Origin of the sequence: uncultured Maribacter sp. (genome assembly GCF_963975365.1) — a bacterium.
Classification (GTDB): domain Bacteria; phylum Bacteroidota; class Bacteroidia; order Flavobacteriales; family Flavobacteriaceae; genus Maribacter.
Map to the genome: position 1 here is coordinate 61,645 of NZ_CAXBGF010000011.1, position 22,860 is coordinate 84,504.

The window sequence follows — 22,860 nt, forward strand, 5'->3', positions numbered from 1 at the left end:
GCATTATCTTAATAAGTTAGCCAAAAAAAAAACCCAACTAATTCTAGTTGGGCTTTTTAATAATGAATATTTTAATGATTCATTTCCTCTTCATCTTCCTGTAAAGGAATATTTTGAGGAACGAAATCCTGACCTGGAATTATATACTCTCCATTTTCATCAACTTTACTATAATCGTACGCCCATCTATGAACTTCAGGAATTGCACCATCCCAGTTACCATGAATATGTTTCTGTTCTGCAGTCCATTCCAATGTATTAGATTTCCAAGGATTTTTTGGCCCAACCTTACCGTAGAATATACTATAGATAAAGTTTGCCACGAAAACCAATTGTGCTACAGCTGCTATGATTGCAAATACTGTCATTAATACTTGTATATCTGTTAACTCATCGAACATTGGAAATGCTGTATTCTCATAATATCTTCTTGGCACCCCTGCCATACCAACAAAATGCATTGGGAAAAATACGCCGTAAGCACAGATTGCTGTTACCCAAAAGTGAACATAACCTAAGTTCTTATTCATCATTTTCCCTTCAAACATTTTAGGGAACCAATGATATACACCTGCAAATAAACCATATAACGCTGAAATACCCATTACCAAGTGAAAGTGAGCAATTACAAAATAGGTGTCATGAACATTTATATCTAAAGTACTATCTCCTAATATAATACCGGTTAAACCTCCACTAATAAAAGTAGATACCAAACCGATTGAGAATAACATAGCAGGGTTAAGTTGCAAATTACCCTTCCATAAAGTTGTTATATAGTTAAATGCCTTTACCGCAGATGGTATTGCAATCAGTAATGTTGTAAAAGTAAATACAGATCCCAAGAATGGATTCATACCCGAGATAAACATATGGTGTCCCCAAACTATTGTTGAAAGAAATGCGATAGCTAATATTGAAGCTACCATTGCACGGTAACCAAAAATAGGTTTACGTGCATTTGTTGACATAACCTCTGAGGTAATACCTAAAGCAGGTAATAATACAATGTATACCTCTGGGTGACCTAAGAACCAAAATAAATGCTCGTATAATACCGGAGAACCTCCTTGATAATGAAGAACCTCTCCTTGTATAAATATATCTGAAAGGAAAAATGAAGTTCCAAAACTTCTATCCATTATCAACAACAAAGCGGCAGATAATAAAACAGGGAAAGAAACCACACCAATAATAGCTGTTACAAAGAAAGCCCAAATTGTCAAAGGTAATCTAGTCATAGACATTCCTTTAGTTCTAAGGTTAATTACAGTAACTATGTAGTTCAAAGAACCCAATAAAGAGGAAGCAATGAAAATCGCCATTGAAACTAGCCAAAGCGTCATACCCATACCTGAACCAGGTTGAGCCATTGGCAATGCACTTAGAGGAGGATAAATTGTCCATCCTGCAGCTGCAGGACCAGCCTCAACAAATAATGAAATTACCATTATAACACTGGCTACAAAGAATAACCAGAATGAAACCATATTAAGGAAACCAGATGCCATATCTCGAGCACCAATTTGAAGAGGAATAAGTAGATTACTAAATGTACCACTTAAACCAGCAGTAAGTACAAAAAACACCATTATAGTACCATGCATTGTAACCAAGGCCAAATATACATCAGCATCCATAACACCACCTGGGGCCCATTTACCAAGAAGAGTTTCGAAAATAGCGAAAGACTCTCCTGGCCAAGCTAATTGCATTCTAAACAATATTGACATTGCAATACCAATAAAACCCATAACCAAAACACCAACAATTAGGTATTGTTTAGCAATCATTTTATGGTCTTGACTAAAGATATACTTTGTTACAAAAGTTTCTTTATGATGATGATGTCCATGATCGTCATGTGCGTGATCATCTACATGTGCATGTGCTGTTGCTGACATAATCGTAATCTTTATTTTATTAATTTCTTATTATAGCCTTTTTCTATACGAGTACTATTGAATTACTCGCCTACTGGTGCTGAATCTACCGTACTAAATGTGGGTTGAGAATCATCTTTCATAACTGTTTCCGCAAAGGTTGATTGACCTTTCATCCACTCATTATAATCTTCCTCTGATTCTACTATAATCTTCATTTGCATGTTGTAATGAGACTTTCCGCAAATTTTATTACAAAGCAAAATATAATCAAACTCCCATGGGTCAAGAACTTCTTCTCCATTGGCAGATTTTTCTGCGCGTATTTTGTTTGTTCTTATTACTTTATCAACAACATCTGGATTTAATCTCATCTCTTCAGTTGTGAAAATCGGAGTAAAAGAAAATTCTGTTATCATACCAGGAACACAGTTCATTTGCGCTCTAAAGTGAGGCATATAAGCAGAATGTAAAACGTCTTGTGAACGCATTTTAAAGTTCACCTTTCTCCCTACTGGTAAGTGAAGTTCCTTTACAATAACATCATCGTGAGCATATGAATCTGCTTCATCTAAACCCAGAACATTAGCTTTATCAATATCTATCATTCTTACATTAGCACCACCTAAAACATTATCATTGCCACCATATCTAGCTGTCCAGTTAAATTGTTGGGCATAAAGTTCCACAATTAATGGATCATCTTCATCATTGACATCCATTATAGCTGTCCAAGTATACAGACCCCATAAAATAAGACCTGCCAAAACTATAACGGGTATAATGGTCCAGATAAATTCTAAACGGTCGTTATCTGCATAAAACAATGCCTTTTGCCCCTTTTTTCCACTATACTTATATCCAAAATAGTGTAATAGCGCTTGTGTGATGGTTTGAACAATAAAAATGATTACCATCGATACCAACATTAAATAATCATATTCCTCACCGTGGGCCGATCCAGCTTCAGGTAATAAGAATTTTCCATATTTCCAAAAACTGAAAATGGTTATTCCATATATAAAGACTAAGAATGCGAATAACATGTAACCGTTATTCTTATTGTCGCTATCTGTAGCTATTTGATCCTGAGTAGTTTTAAGCTGTGATAATTCAAATATTTTAGTCAACTGCCAAATGGCAATCGCTACAAGAACAAGAACAGCTAAAGTTAAAAATGTCGTCATCGTATATATAAATGTTATACTTTACTTATTTATTAATAATGAAAGTGTCTGCTTTCCTCAATAAACGGGTTTCTCTTAGGTTGCAATGGAGCAGTTGAAAGCGCTCTAAAAATCCAAAATATAAATAACCCTGCAAAAAATAATACGGAACCAATTTCAGGAATCCCAATATACCAGTTCTTACCAACGGTAGATGGCATAATAGCATTGAATATATCCATATAATGTCCTGCAAGAATCACTATACCTGTCAATAAAACAAACCAATTAATTCTTTTAAAATCACTATTCATCAATAAAAGTACAGGAAACAAAAAGTTCATAGCTACCATACCAAAGAAAGGCAATTTATAGTCGGCAATTCTTGTGATATAATATGTTACCTCTTCTGGAATATTAGAGTACCAGATCAACATAAATTGTGAAAACCATAGATATGTCCAGAAAATACTGATACCGAACATAAATTTTGCTAAATCATGAATATGACTATTATTAACGTCTGGTAAATGACCTTTTGATTTTAAGTAAATAGTAACCATTGCAATAACCGTAATACCAGATACGAACATACTAGCAAAAATGTACCAACCAAAGAGTGTACTAAACCAATGTGGTTCAACACTCATAATCCAATCCCAAGACATAATCGATTCTGATATTAAATAAAATACCAAGAAACCGGCAGAAATTCTAAAGTTCAATTTAAAATTAGAGTTATCGTCGGACTCATCTTGACGTAGTGACAATTTTCTAGAATACTCTCTATATCCTATCCAACCTGCTAAAAATATTGCCGCTCTAATTAAGAAAAAAGTAGGGTTCAAATATCCTGATTTACCTTGCAATAAAGCATCATGCGCTACTACATCAGCATCCATCCAGATGAATAAGTGATTCATATGTAATACTGAAAGCAAAAGAATAACAAAAACAATAATACCCCCAGGAACCAAATAAGATGTTATCCCTTCCATAACTCTAAAGAGTAATGGTGACCAACCTGCTTGTGCAGCACGTTGAATAGCATAAAACGCTAAAACACCTAACGATATCATCATAAAAAAGAAAGCAGCTACGTATAATGCAGCCCAAGGCCTATTTTTTAATTGATCTAATAAATGTTGATCATGAGAAGAATCATGTTCTTCACCATGGGTATCAGCAGCAACATGATCATTTTCTTTTGATACATGTTCAGCTTCAATTTCGTGAGCATCACCATGACCACTGTCATGACTTGCCACCATGTCCTTTGCCTCTGCTATAGTTCCAGGAGCCATAACAAATCCACCTATGATTCCTAATGCACCTACAATCATTAGAACAATGGAAGCTATTTTAAGTCTATTTGAAAACGTATACATAGTATTGTTTACCTATTATTTGGTTAAATCTTGTTTCAATTGCATTACATACTCCGATACTTGCCACATCTCTTCTGTATTCATTTGAGACGCATAAGAACCCATTGAATTTAATCCATAATGGATTGTGTAATATGTAGAACCTACTGTTAGATTCCTAACTGGATCAGCATAACTTGGAACACCCAATATCTTTTCACGCTTTACCAAGGTTCCTTTACCATCACCTTTATCACCGTGACAAATTGCACAATAAATTGTATACAACTGACCTCCTTTAGCTAAATTCTCATTAACATTAATAGAATCTAATGGACTACTTTGCAATCTAGCTAATTCCTTACCCTCAGGAGAGTTTTCAATTTCGTAAGGCAACCAACCTCTATTGATTGTATTGGCAGGAGGTAACAAGGCCTCTGATTGATTCGGCAAGAAACCTGCCTCACCATAAGTCTCATAACCAACGGATTCGTACATATTAGGCATATATTGATAATTACGTGACTTATCGTTTTGACAAGATGTAACCAATACGGCTAAAGCAAATAGTATTGCTATTTTCTTAAAACTGTTCATATTTAATGACTGCTTTTTTCTGACACATTAATTTCAACAGCTCCTGTATCCATTAATAGATCTTTTAATTCCTGTTCATTATCATGGATCTCAATCTCCATTAAAAAATGGTCATCTGTTGTTCTTACATCAGGATTTTCCGCTTCTTTAAAAGGCCATAATCTACTTCTCAAATAGAAGGTAATAACCATTAAATGAGCTGCAAAAAATACCGTTAATTCAAACATAATTGGCACAAATGCCGGCATGTTCTCGATATAACTAAAGCTAGGTTTGCCACCAATATCTTGGGGCCAATCTTCTATCATGATGTAATTCATCATTAACACTGCCACTGTAAGACCAACACAACCATATATAAAAGCAGTTATTGCCAATCTTGTTGGTGCTAATCCCATAGCTTTATCCAATCCATGTACTGGAAAAGGACAATATACCTCTTCAATATGATGCTTAGCTGCCTTTACCTTTTTAACGGCAAGCATTAGCACATCGTCATCATCGTAAAAAGCATGTATAACTTTAGATGCCATAATTATCTTTTGTTATTTAATAAAATTGCTGCCTGTCCTGCCCAGTCGTCACGTTGCGCTCTACCTGGAAAAGACCCTGTAATTGAATCTAACAAATTGTATTCACTTTCCGTCATTCTAGCTACTTGTGCAAATGTGTAAATTCCAATATCGTTTAACGTAGCTTCCATTTGAGGACCAATACCTTTTACTTTCTTTAAATCATCAGCTTGCTCTATTGCAGCATCGAAAGTACCAACAGCACTTAATAATTCTGATATTCCAACTTTGTTGTCTACAGGTGGATTAACCTCACCTATTATAACATCATCAGTAATCGTTTCTTTTACTATTGTATTTGCAGTTGATATTTGATATAAAGGTTTACCAGCATCCCTTAGTTTTTTATACTTTTCACCAGAAGACTTCAATATAGATTTTACTTCTGCCTGAGCAATAACAGGGAATGTTCTTGCATATAAAAGAAATAAAACAAAGAAGAACCCAATTGTCCCAATAAAAATACCAATATCTACAAATGTTGGAGAGAACATTGTCCAAGACGATGGCAAGTAATCTCTATGCAAAGACGTTACGATAATCACAAATCTTTCGAACCACATTCCAATGTTTACAACAATAGAAATAAAGAAAGAGAACATGATACTAGTTCTAAGTTTCTTAAACCACATAAACTGTGGAGAGAATACATTACAGGTCATCATTGACCAGTATGCCCACCAGTAAGGACCAGTAGCTCTATTTAAGAATGCATATTGTTCGTATTCAACACCAGAATACCATGCCATGAACAACTCGGTAATGTAGGCACAACCTACAATAGAACCGGTAAGCATGATTACGATGTTCATTAATTCGATATGCTGAATAGTTATATAATTTTCTAAATGACACACCTTTCTCATTATAATCAATAATGTGTTCACCATTGCGAAACCTGAGAAAATAGCCCCAGCAACGAAATAAGGTGGAAAGATGGTTGTATGCCATCCAGGTATAACCGAGGTAGCAAAGTCAAAAGATACAATAGTATGAACAGATAATACTAATGGAGTCGCTAAACCAGCAAGCACCAAAGACACCTCCTCAAATCGTTGCCAATCTTTAGCACGCCCTGTCCATCCAAAACTTAATAAGCTATATATTTTTTTCTGAAAAGGCAGAACAGCTCTATCTCTAATCATTGCAAAATCCGGAAGCAATCCTGTCCACCAGAACACCAAAGAAACGGATAGATATGTTGAAATAGCAAATACATCCCAAAGTAATGGCGAATTAAAGTTTACCCATAATGAACCAAATTGATTTGGTATCGGCAATACCCAATATGCTAACCAAGGACGACCCATGTGTATAATAGGAAAAAGGCCTGCTTGAATAACAGAGAAAATTGTCATTGCCTCAGCAGAACGGTTAATGGCCATTCTCCATTTTTGACGGAATAATAAAAGAACCGCTGAAATTAACGTACCAGCATGACCAATACCTACCCACCAAACAAAGTTGGTAATGTCCCAAGCCCAGTTAACGGTTTTGTTAAGACCCCATGTACCGATACCGGTTGAGACCGTATAAATTATACAACCTACCCCCCAAAGAAATGCCACTAAGGCAATGGAAAAAACTATCCACCAATGCTTATTTGCTCTTCCCTCTACAGGAGCAGCAATATCAACTGTTACATCGTGGTAGCCTTTATCTCCAATTACAAGAGGTTTACGTATAGGTGCTTCGTAATGCGACGCCATAGACTTTTGTTATAATTACTTTCTACTATTGATTATGCTTCGTTGGTGTTTCTAACCTTAACATGGTAGAAAACATTTGGTTGAGTACCTACATGCTCCAATAAATGATACATGCGGTCACTCTCCTTTAATTCTGCCACTTTACTCTTCTCATCATTAACATCACCAAATACAATGGCTCCATTACTACAAGCTGAAGAACACGCAGTTTGAAACTCTCCATCTTCGATTACTCGTCCATCTCGTTTGGCATCTAAAATAGTCTTTTGTGTTTTTTGAATACACATTGAACATTTTTCAATCACCCCTCTAGAACGAACATTAACATCTGGGTTTAATACCATTTTACCCAAATCATTATTCATATGAAAATCAAACTCATCATTGTTATTATACAAGAACCAGTTAAATCTACGTACTTTATAAGGACAGTTGTTTGCACAATATCTTGTACCCACACATCGGTTATAAGCCATTTGATTCTGACCTTGTCTACCATGAGAAGTTGCCGCCACAGGACAAACAGTTTCACAAGGCGCATGATTACAATGCTGACACATTACAGGTTGAAAGGCAACTTGTGGATTTTCAGATGGATCCTCTAATTCACCAAAACCACTTAATGATCCTTTATCGCCAGTTAAGCCATCAAATTCATCTTTCTTCGTATCATCTTGTTCAAAAGTCTCTTCAGAAGAATAATATCTATCAATACGCAACCAATGCATATCTCTTGACTTTCTCACCTCTGCCTTACCAACAACCGGTACGTTATTTTCAGCATGACATGCAATAACACATGAACCACAACCCGTACATGCATTTAAATCGATAGACATATTGAAATGATGACCGATTTTACGATCAAAACTATCCCATAAATCAACCGATGTTGCAGGAACTTCTTGATGATCCAAAGAAACCATAGGAACTTCGTTCCATTCTGAATGATCCTTTGTATTGAATATTTCTAAAGTTGTTTCCTTTATAATATCCCCTCTACCCATAAGAGTTTTGTGTAATTGAATACAAGCAAACTCATGATTACCTGAAACTTTTTCTACACTTACAGATTGATTGGCACTAAAGCCTTCATACAACATAAAGGCATTTACACCCGTTTGCATATCCTTCTTCAATCCTATTTTTTTACCATAACCAAAAGAAAGACCCACAGAACCTTTCGCTTGACCAGGTTGAACAACTACAGGCACTTGGTCTAAACTTACACCATTAACAGTAAGCTTAACATAATTACCATCCATACCGCCATTAGCGACATTCACGTTCTCAACACCCAACTCAAGAGCATCAGCTTTTGAAATAGTCACATAATTATCCCAAGAAACTCTTGTTATTGGATCAGGGAATTCCTGAAGCCATGGATTACTAGCTTGCTGACCATCACCCATACCTACTTTTGAATACAAAGTAAGTTCCATTCCATCACTAGTTGTATTGACCAGACTATGAATTGCAGAAGCAATTGGCGCTAAACCTACCACTTCAGACACTTCTTCTGACGAAATAGAATTTAAAGTAGAACCAACGGCATCAACCATCATGGTTTCAGCGATAAAAACACCATCTTGCAATGCTTGATTCCAGTTTTCACCGTTCAATACATTATCAGTCCATGTTTGTTTTATATAATCATAATACGATTGATCACTTCCTAACAATTCTAATATTACTGTTTGAAACTGCTTCGTATCAAATAATTCTTTTATAGTAGGCTGCATTAAACTATAATGCCCCTTTTTAATCTGAATATCACCCCAAGACTCTAAATAGTGATTTGTTGCCGCAACATATTGCACAGCCTCAGTAGTTTCATTCCAATTTGTCGAAAAAGCAACAGTAAGATCAACCTTAGAAAGTCCTTCTTTAAAATCTGCTGAATTCGGTAAAGAATATACTGGGTTTACACCATCAATCATTAACGCTCCAATTCTTCCTGCTTTCATATCAGCAATTAAAGAATTCACAGCCTTAACATTACCTTTTCTAATATATTTAGGTGCAGTTACATCAAAAGCTTTACTTGACAACATTTCATTAATTGCCAAAACAACAGCCTGTGCATTAACATCATCTAAACCAGTTACTACAACAGCATCTGATCCAGCATTTTTAATTTCAGCAGCCAACATATCAACCGCGGCATCATATTCTGAAGTATTACCACCTACAGCAGTACCGTTTAATTTTCCGTACAACTTAGCCAATACCACTTTTTGAGCACTTGGCTTCATAGCTATACGCTTGTCGGCATTAGCACCGGTTAAAGACATATTAGCTTCTAACTGCACATGCCTAGACATTTTCCCTTTCTTAGGAACACGACCTCTAGAATAACCCGAATCGTAACCTCCACCTTGCCAATCTGAAAGAAAATCAGCACCGAAAGAAACAATTAAACCTGCTTTCTCGAAATCATAATCCGCCAAGGCACGCTCACTATATTTATGTTCAAATGCAGTTAAAGCAGCATCCTCAGAAATAGGATCATAAGTAACATGAACTACATTTTCATTCGTCAACATCAAGTCAGCCAACAAACGATCCGTAGATGGACTTGCATAGGTTTGAGTCAACAGAGCAATCTTCTTTGAAGAACCCTTAAGTCCGCCCATTTTAGATTTAATCGTAGCATTTAGCACATCCCATTCAACTGGCTCACCATTTGCAACTGGACCTTGCAATCTAGTACTATCATACAAAGAAAGTACAGAACCTTGAACTCTTGCATTAGCAGAACCACCAACTTTAGCCAAAGTATTATTCTCAACTTTGATTGGTCGACCTTCCCTTGTTTTTATTAAAATACTCGCAAAGTCAAAACCATTGGCAATTGTAGTTGCATAATAATTAGCAACACCTGGAACTATATTTTCTGGAAGCACAACATAAGGTATCGATTTAATAACCGGACCTTCACAGGCAGCCAAAGAAGCCGCAGCTGTACTAAAACCAACATACTTCAAGAAATCCCTACGATTTGTATTTGTGGAAGACAAAGTTTCCTTGTCACCCAAGAAATCATCAACAGGAATCTGCTCTACAAATTCGTTCTGCTTTAGCGCCTCAACAATGGAATCGTTAGGATTTAACTCCGCTTCGTTTTTCCAATATTTTTTGTTTGATGCCATACGTATTATCTGTAATTAGCTTCTTTAATTTATTATTAATAATGACACTTTCCACATTCTAGACCACCCAATTGAGCAGCTGTCAAATTATCTACACCATACTTCTTAGAAAGTTCAGCATGAATTTTTTCGTAATACCCATTACCCTCGACCTTAACATTAGTTTCTCGGTGACAATCTACACACCAACCCATTGTTAATGGAGAATATTGATACATTATTTCCATTTCTTCAACAGGACCGTGACATGTTTGACATTCAACACCAGCAACAGAAACATGCTGTGAGTGATTAAAATATGCAAAATCTGGAAGGTTGTGAATACGAACCCACTCTACAGGCTGACTTACGCCAGTGTATTTTTGACTCTCTTCATCCCAACCGACAGCTTTATATAATTTCTTAATTTCCCCTGTATAAAACTCATTCGTATAACCATTTGCAATATCCTCCTTAGAAGGACCTTCTGGATTACCTGCATATTCATAAATAGACTTATGACAATTCATACAAACATTCAAAGAAGGAATTCCTGAATGTTTAGAAACTCTCGCAGAAGAGTGACAATACTTACATTCAATCTTATTATCCCCAGCATGAATCTTATGAGAATAATGTATAGGTTGAATTGGAGCATAACCTTGATCAACACCCACCTGCATCATCCATCCGTAAGCAAAATAAGCACTACCCAACAAAAGGAATATTGCGGTTACCAATACTAAAAATTGATTTTTAGCGAAGGCTTTCCAAATCGGAGTCCTTTTTTCAGCATTCTCCTTTTCGATGACAATACCATTAGCTTGAGCTATACGTTGCAATGTTTTATTTACCAGCAACAACATAATTACAAGAAGTCCAAAAACCAACACTAAAGCACCTAAGATAATTTCACTAGACACACCTGATGAATTCGCAGACCCTGAAGAGCTAGACTGAACATCACCACCAGCAACAGTAGCGGGTGCAGGCGCCGGAGCCGCAGTATACGCTAAAATATCATCAATATCACTATTGGACAAAGTTGGAAAAGCAGTCATTGCAGCCTGATTATATTCAGCATACAACTTATTGGCATAAGCATCACCAGACTTAATTACACCTGGACTATTTTTTATCCAACTATATAACCAATCTTTTTCTAATCCCTCATCTTCATTCAACCTACTTTCTACATTTGCTAATGCAGGTCCAGTCATTTTACGATTCAACGCATGACAGGCAGCACAGTTCTGATTAAACAAAGACTTACCCTTAACAGCGTCACCACCAACAGCCACAGCTTCTGTCGCTGTCGCATCGACAGCAACCTCCTGTGCAGTTAATGAACTTGCAAAAAGTAAAAATACAATTAGGGATAATCCTAAAATTTTAGAAAACTGATTTCGGTATGGAACCTTTTTCATATATCGAATATTTCTATCGGAATCTTGGCATGATTTTGGTCATAGATGAAACCTATTAATATCCATCAAATGCCTAAATCGGAGACAAAAATACGACATAGACTTTATTTGGAAAATGTTAATGTATTTATAATTTATAATTTAGAAATATTCTAAATAAACTCTGATTTATTTGTTTGATCCTTAATAAATTACTTTTGTAATGATTCAAAATAAAACTACAAATAGGCTATGAAAATACTAAGTACAGTAGTGTTTTTTACATGTTTTACTCATTTTAGCTTTTCACAAAGCGCCAAAGTAAACATTCAACAAGATGAAAAAATCGACCAATTGCTTGAGATATATAAATCTTCATTAAGCAATAATGAATACTACAGAATACAAGTTGGCTTTGGAGACTACGAGAAAGCACAGCGCATAAAAGCAAATATTGAGGAAGATTTTCCTGATCTACCTTCAAAAATAGATTTTGACTCACCTACTTATAGAGTACGTGTTGGTCGATTCACATCAAAACTAGATGCCGAAAGAAAGTTCAATGAGGTACGTATTAAATATCCCGATGCGATGTTATTAAAACCAAAAAAATCGACCAATTAGGTCGATTTTTTTTGAATCTTATTTAAACCAGCTTAACTGATTTTTAATAAATTCTTATTTAGACTTCAACTTCTTCTTAACAGCAACTTCTTGGAATGCCTCTACAATATCACCTTCTACAATGTCATTATAGTTTTTAACCTGAAGTCCACAATCGTATCCTTTAGCTACCTCTCTAACATCGTCCTTAAATCGTTTTAAAGAAGATAGTGTACCAGTGTATATAACCACACCATCACGTATTAATCGGATATTAGAATTTCTAAAGATTTTTCCACTAGTAACCATACAACCAGCAATAGTACCAATCTTAGAAATCTTGAATGTCTCTCTAATTTCAGCAGTACCAGAAATCTCTTCTTTCATCACCGGAGATAACATACCTTCCATGGCGTCTTTAAGATCGTTAATAGCTGCATATATTATAGAATACATACGGATGTCTATTTCCTCTTTCTCAGCAATTGCCTTAGCATTACCCATTGGCCTAACATTAAAGCCAATAATTACCGCATCTGAAGCAGAAGCCAATAATACGTCTGACTCCGTAATAGGTCCAACCGCCTTATGTATAATATTTACTTGGATTTCATCTGTAGACAATTTTTGGAATGAATCAGTCAATGCTTCAACAGAACCATCAACATCACCTTTAAGAATAATGTTAAGTTCTTTAAACTCACCTAAGGCGATTCTTCTTCCAATTTCATCAAGTGTTATATGACGTTGTGTTCTTACCGATTGCTCTCGCTGTAATTGCGATCTTCGAGAAGCAATTTGCTTAGCCTCACGTTCATCTTCTAAAACATAAAACTTATCTCCAGCTTGTGAAGCACCATCAAGACCTAATATAGATATTGGTCGAGAAGGACCTACTTCTGTAACAGATTTACCTCTTTCATCCTGCATCGCCTTAATCTTGCCACTTGTGGTACCAGCTAAAACATAATCACCTATTTTAAGAGTACCCGACTGAACCAAAACCGTAGACACATAACCCTTACCTTTATCTAAAAAAGCCTCTACAACCGTACCAGATGCACGTTTATCAGGATTTGCCTTTAACTCTAAGATTTCAGCTTCAAGTAATACTTTTTCTAATAATTCTTTAACACCTAAACCTGTTTTTGCAGAGATATCATGAGATTGAATTTTACCACCCCAATCCTCTACCAACAAATTCATTTGCGCTAAACCCTCCTTAATCTTATCAGGGTTAGAAGTTGATTTATCAATTTTATTTATTGCAAAAACGATGGGAACACCAGCCGCTTGCGCATGACTAATAGCTTCTTTCGTTTGTGGCATAATGTCATCATCGGCAGCAACTACAATAATAGCAATATCAGTAACTTGAGCACCTCTAGCACGCATAGCTGTAAATGCTTCGTGGCCTGGTGTGTCTAAGAAAGCTATTCGCTCCCCATTTTCCAAAGTAACCCCATAAGCACCAATATGCTGAGTAATACCTCCACTTTCACCTGCAATAACATTCTCTTTACGAATATAATCCAATAAAGAAGTTTTACCGTGATCAACATGACCCATTACAGTTACGATTGGAGCCCTTGGTTTTAAATCTTCAGGAGCATCAGCAACTTCAACTATACTTTCCTCAATATCAGCTGTTACAAAATCAACTTCATAACCGAACTCTTCAGCTACAATAGACAAGGTTTCAGCATCTAAACGTTGATTCATTGTCACCATTATACCCAAGGACATACAAGCCGAAATAATTTCGGTGGTAGAAACACCCATCATAGTAGCAACCTCAGTTGCAGTAACGAACTCGGTAACCTTCAGTACTTTGTTCTCTAATTCTTGTTGTTCAAGATCCTTCTCCGTTTGCTCACGGTGCAGATCTCTTTTACTTCTTCTATATTTAGCACCTTTACCCTTTTTAGACTTACCTTGAAGTTTTTCTAAGGTTTCCCGTACCTGTTTTTGTACATCTTCTTCCGTAGGCTCTACTTTTACTACAGGTGTAAATCGACCTCTCCCTTTATTACGGTCTGCTGTATTTGGAGCTGTTCTTGTTTGACCTGGTCCAGAAGGATTCTTTGTTACAATTCTTCTTCTTCTCTTTTTACGATCAACACTTGCTTTATCAGCAGGCTTTCTTTCCTCTTTCTTTTTCTTTGGCTTTTCGAATTTGCTAAGATCAATTTTCTCACCTGCAATTTTCGGTCCGGTAAGCTTTTGATATTGAGTCTCTATTGTTTTTGGTTCATCAGATTCTGCCACAACCTCTACCTTAGGTTCTTTTGGAGCCTCTTTTTTAACCTCTACCTTTTTAGCAATCTCAACTTTAGGCTCTTCAACTTTAAGCTCTTCCTTCTTAACTTCAACTTTTGGAACAACTGGAACTTCTTTAGGCTTTTCTTCTACAACCTTAGGGCTTTCTTTGACCTCTACCTTTGCTTCAATCTTTTCCTCTACTTTTGGCTCTTCTTTAGCAGGCTCTTCTTTAGCAGGCTCTTCCTTTTTCTTCTTTGGATTAAGGTCAATTTTACCTACCATTTTAGGGCCAGCAAGTTCAACCTTACCAACTAAAGTACTCTGTTCAGTCTCGATATTTCTACGCTCACGTGCCAAACGACGATCCTCTTGCTCTTTTTCCAATTGAACACGAATTGCCTCTTTCTCCTTACGCTTTTCCTCTCCGACTTCCTTAGATGCAACCTTTTTGCTCTTATCCGTTTGGAACTCGTCAAGCAATACTTGATAAACATCGTCGGAAATTTTTGTGGTAGGCCTCGCTTCCACATCATGTCCTTTCCCATTAAGAAAGTCCACTGCCCTGTCCAAGGAAATATTAAGTTCACGAAGAACTTTATTAAGCCTTATTTTTGCATTGTCTGCCATAAATACTGATTCCCGTTCTTTTATTTAAGTGCTAATATATAGCTAATCTTCTAATTCTTCTTTTAGGATTCGCACAACTTCTAAAATAGTTTCCTCTTCTAAATCAGTACGTTTCACTAAATCTGCAACATCTTGCTCCAAGACACTGCGAGCCGTATCCATTCCTATCTTCTTGAATTCTTCAATAATCCAAGCATCGATTTCATCAGAGAACTCTGTCAATTCAACATCTTCCTCTACCCCTTCACGGAACACATCAATCTCATAACCGGTCAACTGACCTGCTAATCTAATATTATGACCTCCTCTACCTATAGCCTTCGAAACCTCCTCTGGCTTCAAGTAAACTTGAGCAGTCTTTTTCTCTTCGTTTAATTTAACAGATGAAACTCTCGCAGGACTCAAAGCTCTAGTAACCAATAATTGAGGGTTAGCCGTCCAATTAATAACATCTATATTCTCATTACCCAATTCACGAACAATACCGTGAATTCTAGAACCTTTCATACCTACACAAGCACCTACTGGATCGATACGATCATCATAAGAGTCCACAGCAACTTTTGCCTTTTCACCAGGAATACGAACAACTTTCTTTACTGTAATTAAACCATCAAAAACCTCTGGTATTTCTTGGAAGAATAATTGCTCCAAAAATTTAGGTGAACTTCTCGACATTATAATTGTAGGTTTTGCCCCTTTCAATTCAACGCTTTCGATTACTCCTCTAACGTTATCTCCTTTACGGAAAAAGTCAGATGGTATCTGTCTATCTTTAGGAAGAATAATTTCATTTCCTTCATCATCTAATAAAATTATTGCCTTATGACGAATATGATGAACTTCTGCAGTATAGATCTCACCCTCTAAATCCTTAAAGTGTTTATAAATAGTTGTATTGTCATGCTCATGGATTTTTGAAATAAGATTTTGACGTAATGCCAATATGGCTCTTCTTCCCAAGTCAATTAATTTCACCTCTTCCGATACATCTTCACCAACTTCAAAATCTGGCTCTATTTTACGAGCTGCAGATAATGAAATTTCCTCATTTGGCTCTTCAACCTCACCATCGTTAACCACTATACGGTTACGCCAAATTTCCAAATCCCCTTTATCTGGATTAATAATGATATCAAAGTTATCATCTGAACCAAACTTCTTCTTTAGTGCATTTCTGAAAACATCTTCCAAAATGGCCATCAACGTTACCCTGTCTATGAACTTATCGTCCTTAAACTCCGAGAAAGATTCAATTAACGCAATATTTTCCATTGGTAATTACAATTAAAATTTTAATACAACTTTTGCTTTAATAATATCTGAAAAATTTACTTCTTCTTTTTTCTGAACAGTCACCTTTCCTTTACCAATAGGCTTAGGTTCTCTTACCTTCCACTCCAAAACTATAGAGTCATCATTCACGGAGGTTAAAATACCTTCAAATTTTTGATCCTTCGTTTGAACATCAAGCTTCCTTCCAACATTCTTTAAATATTGACGGGGAATTACCAATGGGGCGGAAGCACCTGCAGAAGCAACTTCAAGTGAAAAATCATACTCGTCTCGATCTAAATTATGCTCGATAGCCCTGCTAATTTTCACACAGTCACTTACCGTAACACCATAATCTCCGTCTATTACAACGTGAATACTATTTTCAGCACCCATTGTAAAATCAATCAAAAACAGGGATGTGTCTTCTTCAAGACCTTGCTCCAATAATTCTTTTACTTTTTCCTTTAGCATAAATAATAAGTAATAAAAGAGGGGACTAATGTCCCCTCATGAATACTTTTATATCCTTTCAGATTGCAAATATACAATAAATTTAATTTCCTACAATACCGTTTCACTTGCTAATTCGTTCAGAACTAAAACAATCAAATAAAAAACAACCAATTAAAAAGGAAGCAAGGTTAGATTTTATATTATTTTTAGCTGAATGTCAACCAAAACATAACCAAGTGGAAATTCTATCCTCATATAATCTAATCATTGGCGCATCTCTTATTGTTGTATTGTCATTCTTATTTAATGGTATTTCAAAAAAAACCAATATACCTGCCGTTTTAATGCTAATTGTTTTAGGTATTCTTATAAAAATAGGTCTAGGATTTTTCATTCCTGAAATACCACATTTTAAAGGTTCCTTGGAAATATTAGGAACAGTAGGCTTAATTATGATTGTACTTGAAGCTGCCTTAGAGCTAGAATTGAAGAAAGAAAAATTATGGCCTATTCTTAGATCCATGGCAATCGCTTTAATTGGCTTGATTGCTTCGGCCTACATTGCAGCACTAATTCTATATCAGCTCATCCCTAACATGACCATGCAATCCGCTTTGCTTTATGCTACACCACTTTCCATTCTTTCAAGCGCTATAATTATACCTAGTGTTGGCGGACTTACAGAAGCTAAAAAAGAATTTCATATTTATGAAAGTACATTTTCTGACATCATGGGTATTATGATGTTCTATTTCTTAGCAGGTAAACTAAATCCTGCAGAAGATGCAGGTGTTGCCGGTTTTGCAGGAAATTTAATCTTAACCATCGTAATTGCAATTGTCGCGAGCTATGCCATCATATTAATATTTCAACGTATTAAAAGTCAAGCAAAACAATTTTTACTCATATCGATATTACTGTTGCTTTACGCAATTGGAAAAAAAATGCACTTATCCTCTTTGATTATAATTCTCGTATTCGGTTTAATTGTAAAGAATGTAAACCTATTTTTCCCTGGGAAGACAAAAATTTTCTTGGAATCTGAACGAATGCAACAAATATATCATGAATTGCATATAATAACATTAGAAACCGCATTTGTTGTTCGCACCTTCTTTTTTGTCATATTCGGAATCACAATTGTACTTGCAACCCTATTAAGCGTTAATGTAGCAATAGTCAGTTTACTCATTATTGCCTCCATATACGCCATACGCTTTATTGTTCTAATAATCTTTATTGGAAAAGACATACTGCCCCAACTATTTATTGCCCCTAGAGGATTAATAACTGTATTACTTTTTTATGCTATACCACTGGAAGCTCAAATAGAAGGATTTGAATCGGGAATATTGTTATTTGTGATTATCGCAACCAGCTTAGTCATGACCTGGGCTATGATTCGTGACAAACGTAAAATGGGAACCATACTAGACGAAATAGACAAAGAAATATTGGGACGTAATTTAGCGGAAGATGTATTACGTGATTCTGAAATGGATTTGTCTAACAATCATAGTATTGAAAAAACACAGCAAGCTTCAAAAGAAGACCCTATTTAACATAAAATCAACCTAAAATAGGGGTGTTTGATTTTAATTTTAAAATCTTATTGAGGACCAAACGACGCATGAACCTCTACCTGATCGCTTTGAGCTTCCAGCTGGTTATTGCTTAGACTATCTACTTCTTTTCTAAAACGAAGAATCATAAGCGTATCTAATTGCTGATCGATACTGTCTCGCAAAACCCTCCAGTTAGTGGAATTCATTTTTTTATTGTATTCCATGATTTTATTGAACCTATCTAAATTATAACGGTTCGCTTTCCATGCATGTGCAGTACTTTCTTCATGCTTCAAATCCTGCAAGTAAAATCCAATACCAAATCCAAGCAACACAATAATCAGTAAAATTTTTAAAACTTTTGGAGAAAGATTCATAGGCCAAGATTATTTAGGACACTAAATTATGACAAAACAACATCGAAATGGATTCTTTTCCGATGAATTACTAACGTTATTAGTTTAAATGTACAAAAATACGGACATATAAAAAGTCATTTCTTCACATAAGCAACGATAGCGCAATTCAATCTTAATGCATACTTAGGCTAGTAAAAACAAAAATCCCGACATCAAATGATATCAGGATTTTCTTTGTTCTCATTAGTTGGCCCACAAGGACTCGAACCTTGAATGACGGTACCAAAAACCGAAGTGTTACCATTACACCATGGGCCAATACCTTCTAAGAGGGTGCAAATTTAAAACAAAGTTTGGTTTCACCAAACATTTTTTAATGTAAAAATTAAAAAATAATGCTTTCACCCTGTTAAAGGTTTATGAAAATAGTGCAAACTTATCTATATAAATTAGTAAATTCGCCACTTAGGTTTAACCCAAGCTTCATGTTTTCAAAGAACTACCACAAGTGGGACACCATATTAGGTTGGTCCGTATTTTTTATAGCCCTTATAACATACTATATCACCGTAGAACCCACCAATAGTTTTTGGGATGCTGGCGAGTATATAGCTACAGCTGCAAAGCTTCAGGTAGGACACCCACCAGGGGCTCCTTTGCTACAAATGATAGGTGCATTTTTCGCTATGTTCGCCTTCGAACCAAGTAAAATTGCCATGATGGTTAATTTAGTTTCAGGTGTCTCCAGTGCATTTACCATTTTATTTATGTTCTGGACAATCACCAACCTTACCAGAAAACTCATCGATAAAGATGGTCCGTTTACAAATAGTAAAGCAATAGCTGTTTTCGGCAGTGCATTAGTAGGCTCTCTAGCCTTTACCTATTCAGACAGCTTTTGGTTCAACGCGGTGGAAACAGAGGTTTATGCAACGGCAAGTTTCATTATGGCCTTATTATTATGGTTAGGCCTTAAATGGACTGATAATTTAGATGACCCACGTGGTAACCGATGGATTATTTTAATCTCATTTGTTGTAGGTCTTACTTTCGGTATTCAGTTCATGGGCTTCTTGGCCATACCCTCAATAGGTCTATTGTATTATTTTAAAACCTATAAAAACACAACAGTTAAAAATTTCTTATTAGCCAATATCATTGTAATAGCAATTTTAATGTTGGTTTATAAATTTTCCCTAACCTATATACTTCAGTTTTTTGGGTGGGGAGAAGTATTTTTTATCAATAGCATTGGACTACCCTTCAATTCGGGGTCAATTATTATTGGTTTATTATTCATTGCTACTTTCTATTTTGGCTTGAATTATACTCGTAAGAATAATTTTAGAACCGGAAACACCATCGTTTTATGTATGATGTTTTTATTCTTAGGGTTTTCTTCATGGTTAATGCTCCCAATTAGAGCGAATGCCAAGGTAGTTATCAATGAGAATAATCCAGAAGATGCGCGAGCACTTTTAGCGTATTACAATAGAGAGCAATACCCGGGTGTTGACAGTCCGGTTTATGGCACATATTACTCAGATATGTTTGCACCGGCTGGCGAAAACCAAGATGGCAAACCTAAATATGAAAAAGATTATACGCTAGGTAAATATATTGTTGTAAACAAATTTAAAGATGCGGTTCAAGGCCCTAATCCAAAACATCAAGGCCTATTACCAAGAATGTGGAGCTCACAGAATGCAGAAAATTATATGCGTTATTTTGGGGCTTTAGATTTTAGAATCACACAACCAAATCAAGAATTAGGACAAGCTGCCGAACAGATTAAAATAGGTTTTGCAAATGGTGAAATAGGTGCAGATCAATACATTAGTTTCTTAAAACGTTTTGACGAATACATTGAAGTACAACCACCGACAGTTTGGGACAACATTAAATACATGGTTGAATTTCAATTCAATTACATGTATCTACGTTATTTTATGTGGAACTTTGTAGGAAAGCAGAATGATGTTCAAGGTCGTTACAACGATAATGGAAATTGGTTAAGCGGCATAAATTTTTTAGATAGCTGGCGCTTAGGCAGTCAAGATAATTTACCGAGCGATATTAAGAATAACCCTGGTCGAAATACGTACTTCTTTTTGCCGCTTTTATTAGGTATAATCGGTATTGTTTTTCAAGTCTCAAAAGATAAAAAGCAATTTTGGGTATTATTGATTTTCTTCCTGTTTACAGGTTTAGCCATTCAATTTTATACTAATCCAGGTATTTTTCAACCTCGTGAACGTGATTATTCTTTAGTTGGTTCTTTCTATGTTTTTGCACTATGGATAGGTTTGGGAGTATACGGGCTATACGACAGTTTTAAAGATTGGGTAACACCGAAAATATTAGCTCCTATTGTAGTTGTTGTTTCCCTGCTAGCAGTACCAACTGTAATGGCTCTACAAAACTGGGATGACCATGATAGATCTAATCGTTTTACTGCGAACTCCTCTGCAAAAGCATATCTGGATTCTTGTCAAGAAGATGCTGGAGCTATACTTTTCACCATTGGTGATAACGATACCTTCCCCATTTGGTATGCTCAAGAAATAGAACATTATAGGACCGATGTACGTGTTGTATGTACAAGCCTTTTTGAAACTGACTGGTACGTTGACCAAATGAAGGTTGCTGCCTACGAAAGTGCTCCAATCCCTTCTCAAATTTCACATGAAAAATATAGATGGGGTTCACGAGATGTGCTTTATCACCAAGGTATTACTGAAAATAGATGGCCAATTAAAGATTTCATAAATTGGATCGACAGTGACAAGCCTAGAACAAAATTGAAATATCTTTTTGAGCAAAACGGTGCTGATTTAAGTCAATACCCAGAGGATACTCAAAATATGGTATACTACCCAACCAATAAAATAAGAGTTCCTGTTAACAAACAAAATGTATTAAGTAGTGGTCTTGTTAAAGAAAAGGATGCAGATTTAATCGTTGATTTTATAGATATTGATCTACCTGGCGCTATTACCAAAAAAAGTATGATGATGTTGGATATTTTAGCCAACAATGATTGGAAAAGACCATTGTATTTTTCAGGTGGAAGTTTTGATGATGCAGAATATCTATGGATGAAAGATTACCTGCAATTAGATGGTTTGGCGTACAAATTAGTTCCTATTCGTACCGAACGCCCGAATGCGTTTGAATTAGGTCGCATCGATACCGATTTAATGTATGATATTGTTAAGAAATGGGATTGGGGCAATGCAGGTGGCGATATTTACCATGACACTCAAACACGTATACAAAGTGTGTCTTTTAGAGGAAATTTAGCTCGATTGATGGAAGCATTGATCAAAGAAAATAAAATGGACAAGGCAAAAGATATCATCGAAATATCATTAACAAACATGCCTGTTGAAAAATTCGGATATTATACGCTTATAGAACCATTTATCGATGGATACTATAAAGTTGGTGAAAGTCAAAAAGCGCGTGAGCTTTTCGAAACATTGAAGAAGAAGTATCAAGAACGATTAGATTATTATGCCTCAGTAAGTTTAGATGAACAATATAGTAGTATCGATGACATTATTGCCGATATGGAAGCTTATAGACGCAATATAGATACAATCATCGCCAATGATTCTGAAGACATAGCCGAGAAAGAGACGTTAATATTTAACGAGTACATCGATAAATTCCAACATTTCTATAAAGACGAGGATGATATGGTGTTACCAGAGGGTCAATTAGAATCTGACCCAGATATGATAGATACACTACCGGTTTCAGATACGATACAACCTGACAATGTAAATACCAACGAAACACAAGACAAAGTCGGTATTACGGTACAAAAATACGCTTTGGGCGAAAGCCCAAGGCTATATAGCTAATCGAAATTATTTA

At 35.8% G+C, this 22,860-nt stretch carries 15 protein-coding genes and 1 tRNA gene; 3 read left to right on the forward strand and 13 right to left on the reverse strand.

The genetic code is table 11. The features are described from left to right. Positions 1 to 71: 71 nt before the first annotated feature. The 8 genes from AACZ49_RS12895 to AACZ49_RS12930 all read right to left on the reverse strand — a co-directional run bounded on the left by AACZ49_RS12895 (position 72) and on the right by AACZ49_RS12930 (position 11,852). The gene (locus AACZ49_RS12895; RefSeq protein WP_339655565.1) at positions 72 to 1,904 is read right to left on the reverse strand and encodes a cbb3-type cytochrome c oxidase subunit I; all 1,833 of its coding nucleotides are present in this window, start codon (positions 1,902 to 1,904) and stop codon (positions 72 to 74) included. 62 nt (positions 1,905 to 1,966) lie between these two features. Continuing rightward, positions 1,967 to 3,070 (reverse strand): cytochrome c oxidase subunit II, encoded by a 1,104-nt coding sequence (locus AACZ49_RS12900; RefSeq protein ID WP_339655567.1) that lies wholly within the window; start codon positions 3,068 to 3,070, stop codon positions 1,967 to 1,969. Between the two features lie 32 nt (positions 3,071 to 3,102). After that, positions 3,103 to 4,437: a quinol:cytochrome C oxidoreductase gene (locus tag AACZ49_RS12905; RefSeq protein WP_339655569.1), complete on the reverse strand. Its 1,335-nt coding sequence runs from the start codon at positions 4,435 to 4,437 to the stop codon at positions 3,103 to 3,105. Positions 4,438 to 4,452: 15 nt separating this feature from the next. Continuing rightward, positions 4,453 to 5,013, reverse strand: coding sequence for a cytochrome c (locus AACZ49_RS12910; RefSeq protein WP_339655571.1), 561 nt, complete (start codon positions 5,011 to 5,013; stop codon positions 4,453 to 4,455). Positions 5,014 to 5,015: 2 nt separating this feature from the next. Then, the gene (locus AACZ49_RS12915) at positions 5,016 to 5,546 is read right to left on the reverse strand and encodes a DUF3341 domain-containing protein (protein WP_339655574.1); all 531 of its coding nucleotides are present in this window, start codon (positions 5,544 to 5,546) and stop codon (positions 5,016 to 5,018) included. A 2-nt stretch (positions 5,547 to 5,548) separates the two neighbouring features. Beyond that, positions 5,549 to 7,294, reverse strand: a complete 1,746-nt coding sequence (gene nrfD / locus AACZ49_RS12920; protein ID WP_339655577.1) for an NrfD/PsrC family molybdoenzyme membrane anchor subunit — start codon at positions 7,292 to 7,294, stop codon at positions 5,549 to 5,551. A 32-nt stretch (positions 7,295 to 7,326) separates the two neighbouring features. Beyond that, positions 7,327 to 10,446, reverse strand: coding sequence for a TAT-variant-translocated molybdopterin oxidoreductase (locus AACZ49_RS12925; RefSeq protein WP_339655580.1), 3,120 nt, complete (start codon positions 10,444 to 10,446; stop codon positions 7,327 to 7,329). A 35-nt stretch (positions 10,447 to 10,481) separates the two neighbouring features. Beyond that, positions 10,482 to 11,852 (reverse strand): c-type cytochrome, encoded by a 1,371-nt coding sequence (locus tag AACZ49_RS12930; protein ID WP_339655583.1) that lies wholly within the window; start codon positions 11,850 to 11,852, stop codon positions 10,482 to 10,484. Positions 11,853 to 12,083: 231 nt separating this feature from the next. Here AACZ49_RS12930 and AACZ49_RS12935 point away from each other — a divergent pair, with 231 nt between their 5' ends. Then, positions 12,084 to 12,455 (forward strand): SPOR domain-containing protein, encoded by a 372-nt coding sequence (locus AACZ49_RS12935; protein WP_339655586.1) that lies wholly within the window; start codon positions 12,084 to 12,086, stop codon positions 12,453 to 12,455. Between the two features lie 54 nt (positions 12,456 to 12,509). On the opposite strand, the gene infB is transcribed toward AACZ49_RS12935, so the two are convergent. Genes infB through rimP form a run of 3 tightly spaced genes read right to left on the reverse strand, consistent with a single transcriptional unit; the run spans position 12,510 to position 17,072 of the window. Next, positions 12,510 to 15,323: a translation initiation factor IF-2 gene (infB, locus tag AACZ49_RS12940; protein ID WP_339655589.1), complete on the reverse strand. Its 2,814-nt coding sequence runs from the start codon at positions 15,321 to 15,323 to the stop codon at positions 12,510 to 12,512. A 42-nt stretch (positions 15,324 to 15,365) separates the two neighbouring features. After that, a complete protein-coding gene (gene nusA / locus AACZ49_RS12945; RefSeq protein ID WP_091623603.1) occupies positions 15,366 to 16,598 on the reverse strand; it encodes a transcription termination factor NusA in 1,233 nt (410 codons plus the stop codon). 12 nt (positions 16,599 to 16,610) lie between these two features. Next, positions 16,611 to 17,072 carry a ribosome assembly cofactor RimP gene (rimP, locus tag AACZ49_RS12950; protein ID WP_339655594.1) on the reverse strand — a complete coding sequence of 154 codons (462 nt, stop codon included), beginning with the start codon at positions 17,070 to 17,072 and terminating at the stop codon, positions 16,611 to 16,613. A 218-nt stretch (positions 17,073 to 17,290) separates the two neighbouring features. Here rimP and AACZ49_RS12955 point away from each other — a divergent pair, with 218 nt between their 5' ends. Next, the gene (locus AACZ49_RS12955; RefSeq protein ID WP_339655596.1) at positions 17,291 to 18,616 is read left to right on the forward strand and encodes a cation:proton antiporter; all 1,326 of its coding nucleotides are present in this window, start codon (positions 17,291 to 17,293) and stop codon (positions 18,614 to 18,616) included. Between the two features lie 47 nt (positions 18,617 to 18,663). Here AACZ49_RS12955 and AACZ49_RS12960 read toward each other — a convergent pair whose 3' ends face one another. Both AACZ49_RS12960 and AACZ49_RS12965 read right to left on the reverse strand, forming a co-directional pair. Beyond that, positions 18,664 to 18,996: a hypothetical protein gene (locus tag AACZ49_RS12960; RefSeq protein ID WP_339655598.1), complete on the reverse strand. Its 333-nt coding sequence runs from the start codon at positions 18,994 to 18,996 to the stop codon at positions 18,664 to 18,666. Positions 18,997 to 19,225: 229 nt separating this feature from the next. After that, positions 19,226 to 19,296 (reverse strand) — tRNA-Gln (locus AACZ49_RS12965). 167 nt (positions 19,297 to 19,463) lie between these two features. On the opposite strand from AACZ49_RS12965, the gene AACZ49_RS12970 reads away from it, so the two are divergent. Continuing rightward, a complete protein-coding gene (locus tag AACZ49_RS12970; protein ID WP_339655601.1) occupies positions 19,464 to 22,847 on the forward strand; it encodes a DUF2723 domain-containing protein in 3,384 nt (1,127 codons plus the stop codon). Positions 22,848 to 22,860: the final 13 nt, after the last annotated feature.

Bases quoted from the DNA above. Each gene is read 5' to 3' on its own strand.
- AACZ49_RS12895 (WP_339655565.1), bottom strand. From the start codon at position 1,904: ATGTCAGCAACAGCACATGCACATGTAGATGATCACGCACATGACGAT.
- AACZ49_RS12900 (WP_339655567.1), bottom strand. From the start codon at position 3,070: ATGACGACATTTTTAACTTTAGCTGTTCTTGTTCTTGTAGCGATTGCC.
- AACZ49_RS12905 (WP_339655569.1), bottom strand. From the start codon at position 4,437: ATGTATACGTTTTCAAATAGACTTAAAATAGCTTCCATTGTTCTAATG.
- AACZ49_RS12910 (WP_339655571.1), bottom strand. From the start codon at position 5,013: ATGAACAGTTTTAAGAAAATAGCAATACTATTTGCTTTAGCCGTATTG.
- AACZ49_RS12915 (WP_339655574.1), bottom strand. From the start codon at position 5,546: ATGGCATCTAAAGTTATACATGCTTTTTACGATGATGACGATGTGCTA.
- nrfD (WP_339655577.1), bottom strand. From the start codon at position 7,294: ATGGCGTCGCATTACGAAGCACCTATACGTAAACCTCTTGTAATTGGA.
- AACZ49_RS12925 (WP_339655580.1), bottom strand. From the start codon at position 10,446: ATGGCATCAAACAAAAAATATTGGAAAAACGAAGCGGAGTTAAATCCT.
- AACZ49_RS12930 (WP_339655583.1), bottom strand. From the start codon at position 11,852: ATGAAAAAGGTTCCATACCGAAATCAGTTTTCTAAAATTTTAGGATTA.
- AACZ49_RS12935 (WP_339655586.1), top strand. From the start codon at position 12,084: ATGAAAATACTAAGTACAGTAGTGTTTTTTACATGTTTTACTCATTTT.
- infB (WP_339655589.1), bottom strand. From the start codon at position 15,323: ATGGCAGACAATGCAAAAATAAGGCTTAATAAAGTTCTTCGTGAACTT.
- nusA (WP_091623603.1), bottom strand. From the start codon at position 16,598: ATGGAAAATATTGCGTTAATTGAATCTTTCTCGGAGTTTAAGGACGAT.
- rimP (WP_339655594.1), bottom strand. From the start codon at position 17,072: ATGCTAAAGGAAAAAGTAAAAGAATTATTGGAGCAAGGTCTTGAAGAA.
- AACZ49_RS12960 (WP_339655598.1), bottom strand. From the start codon at position 18,996: ATGAATCTTTCTCCAAAAGTTTTAAAAATTTTACTGATTATTGTGTTG.
- AACZ49_RS12970 (WP_339655601.1), top strand. From the start codon at position 19,464: ATGTTTTCAAAGAACTACCACAAGTGGGACACCATATTAGGTTGGTCC.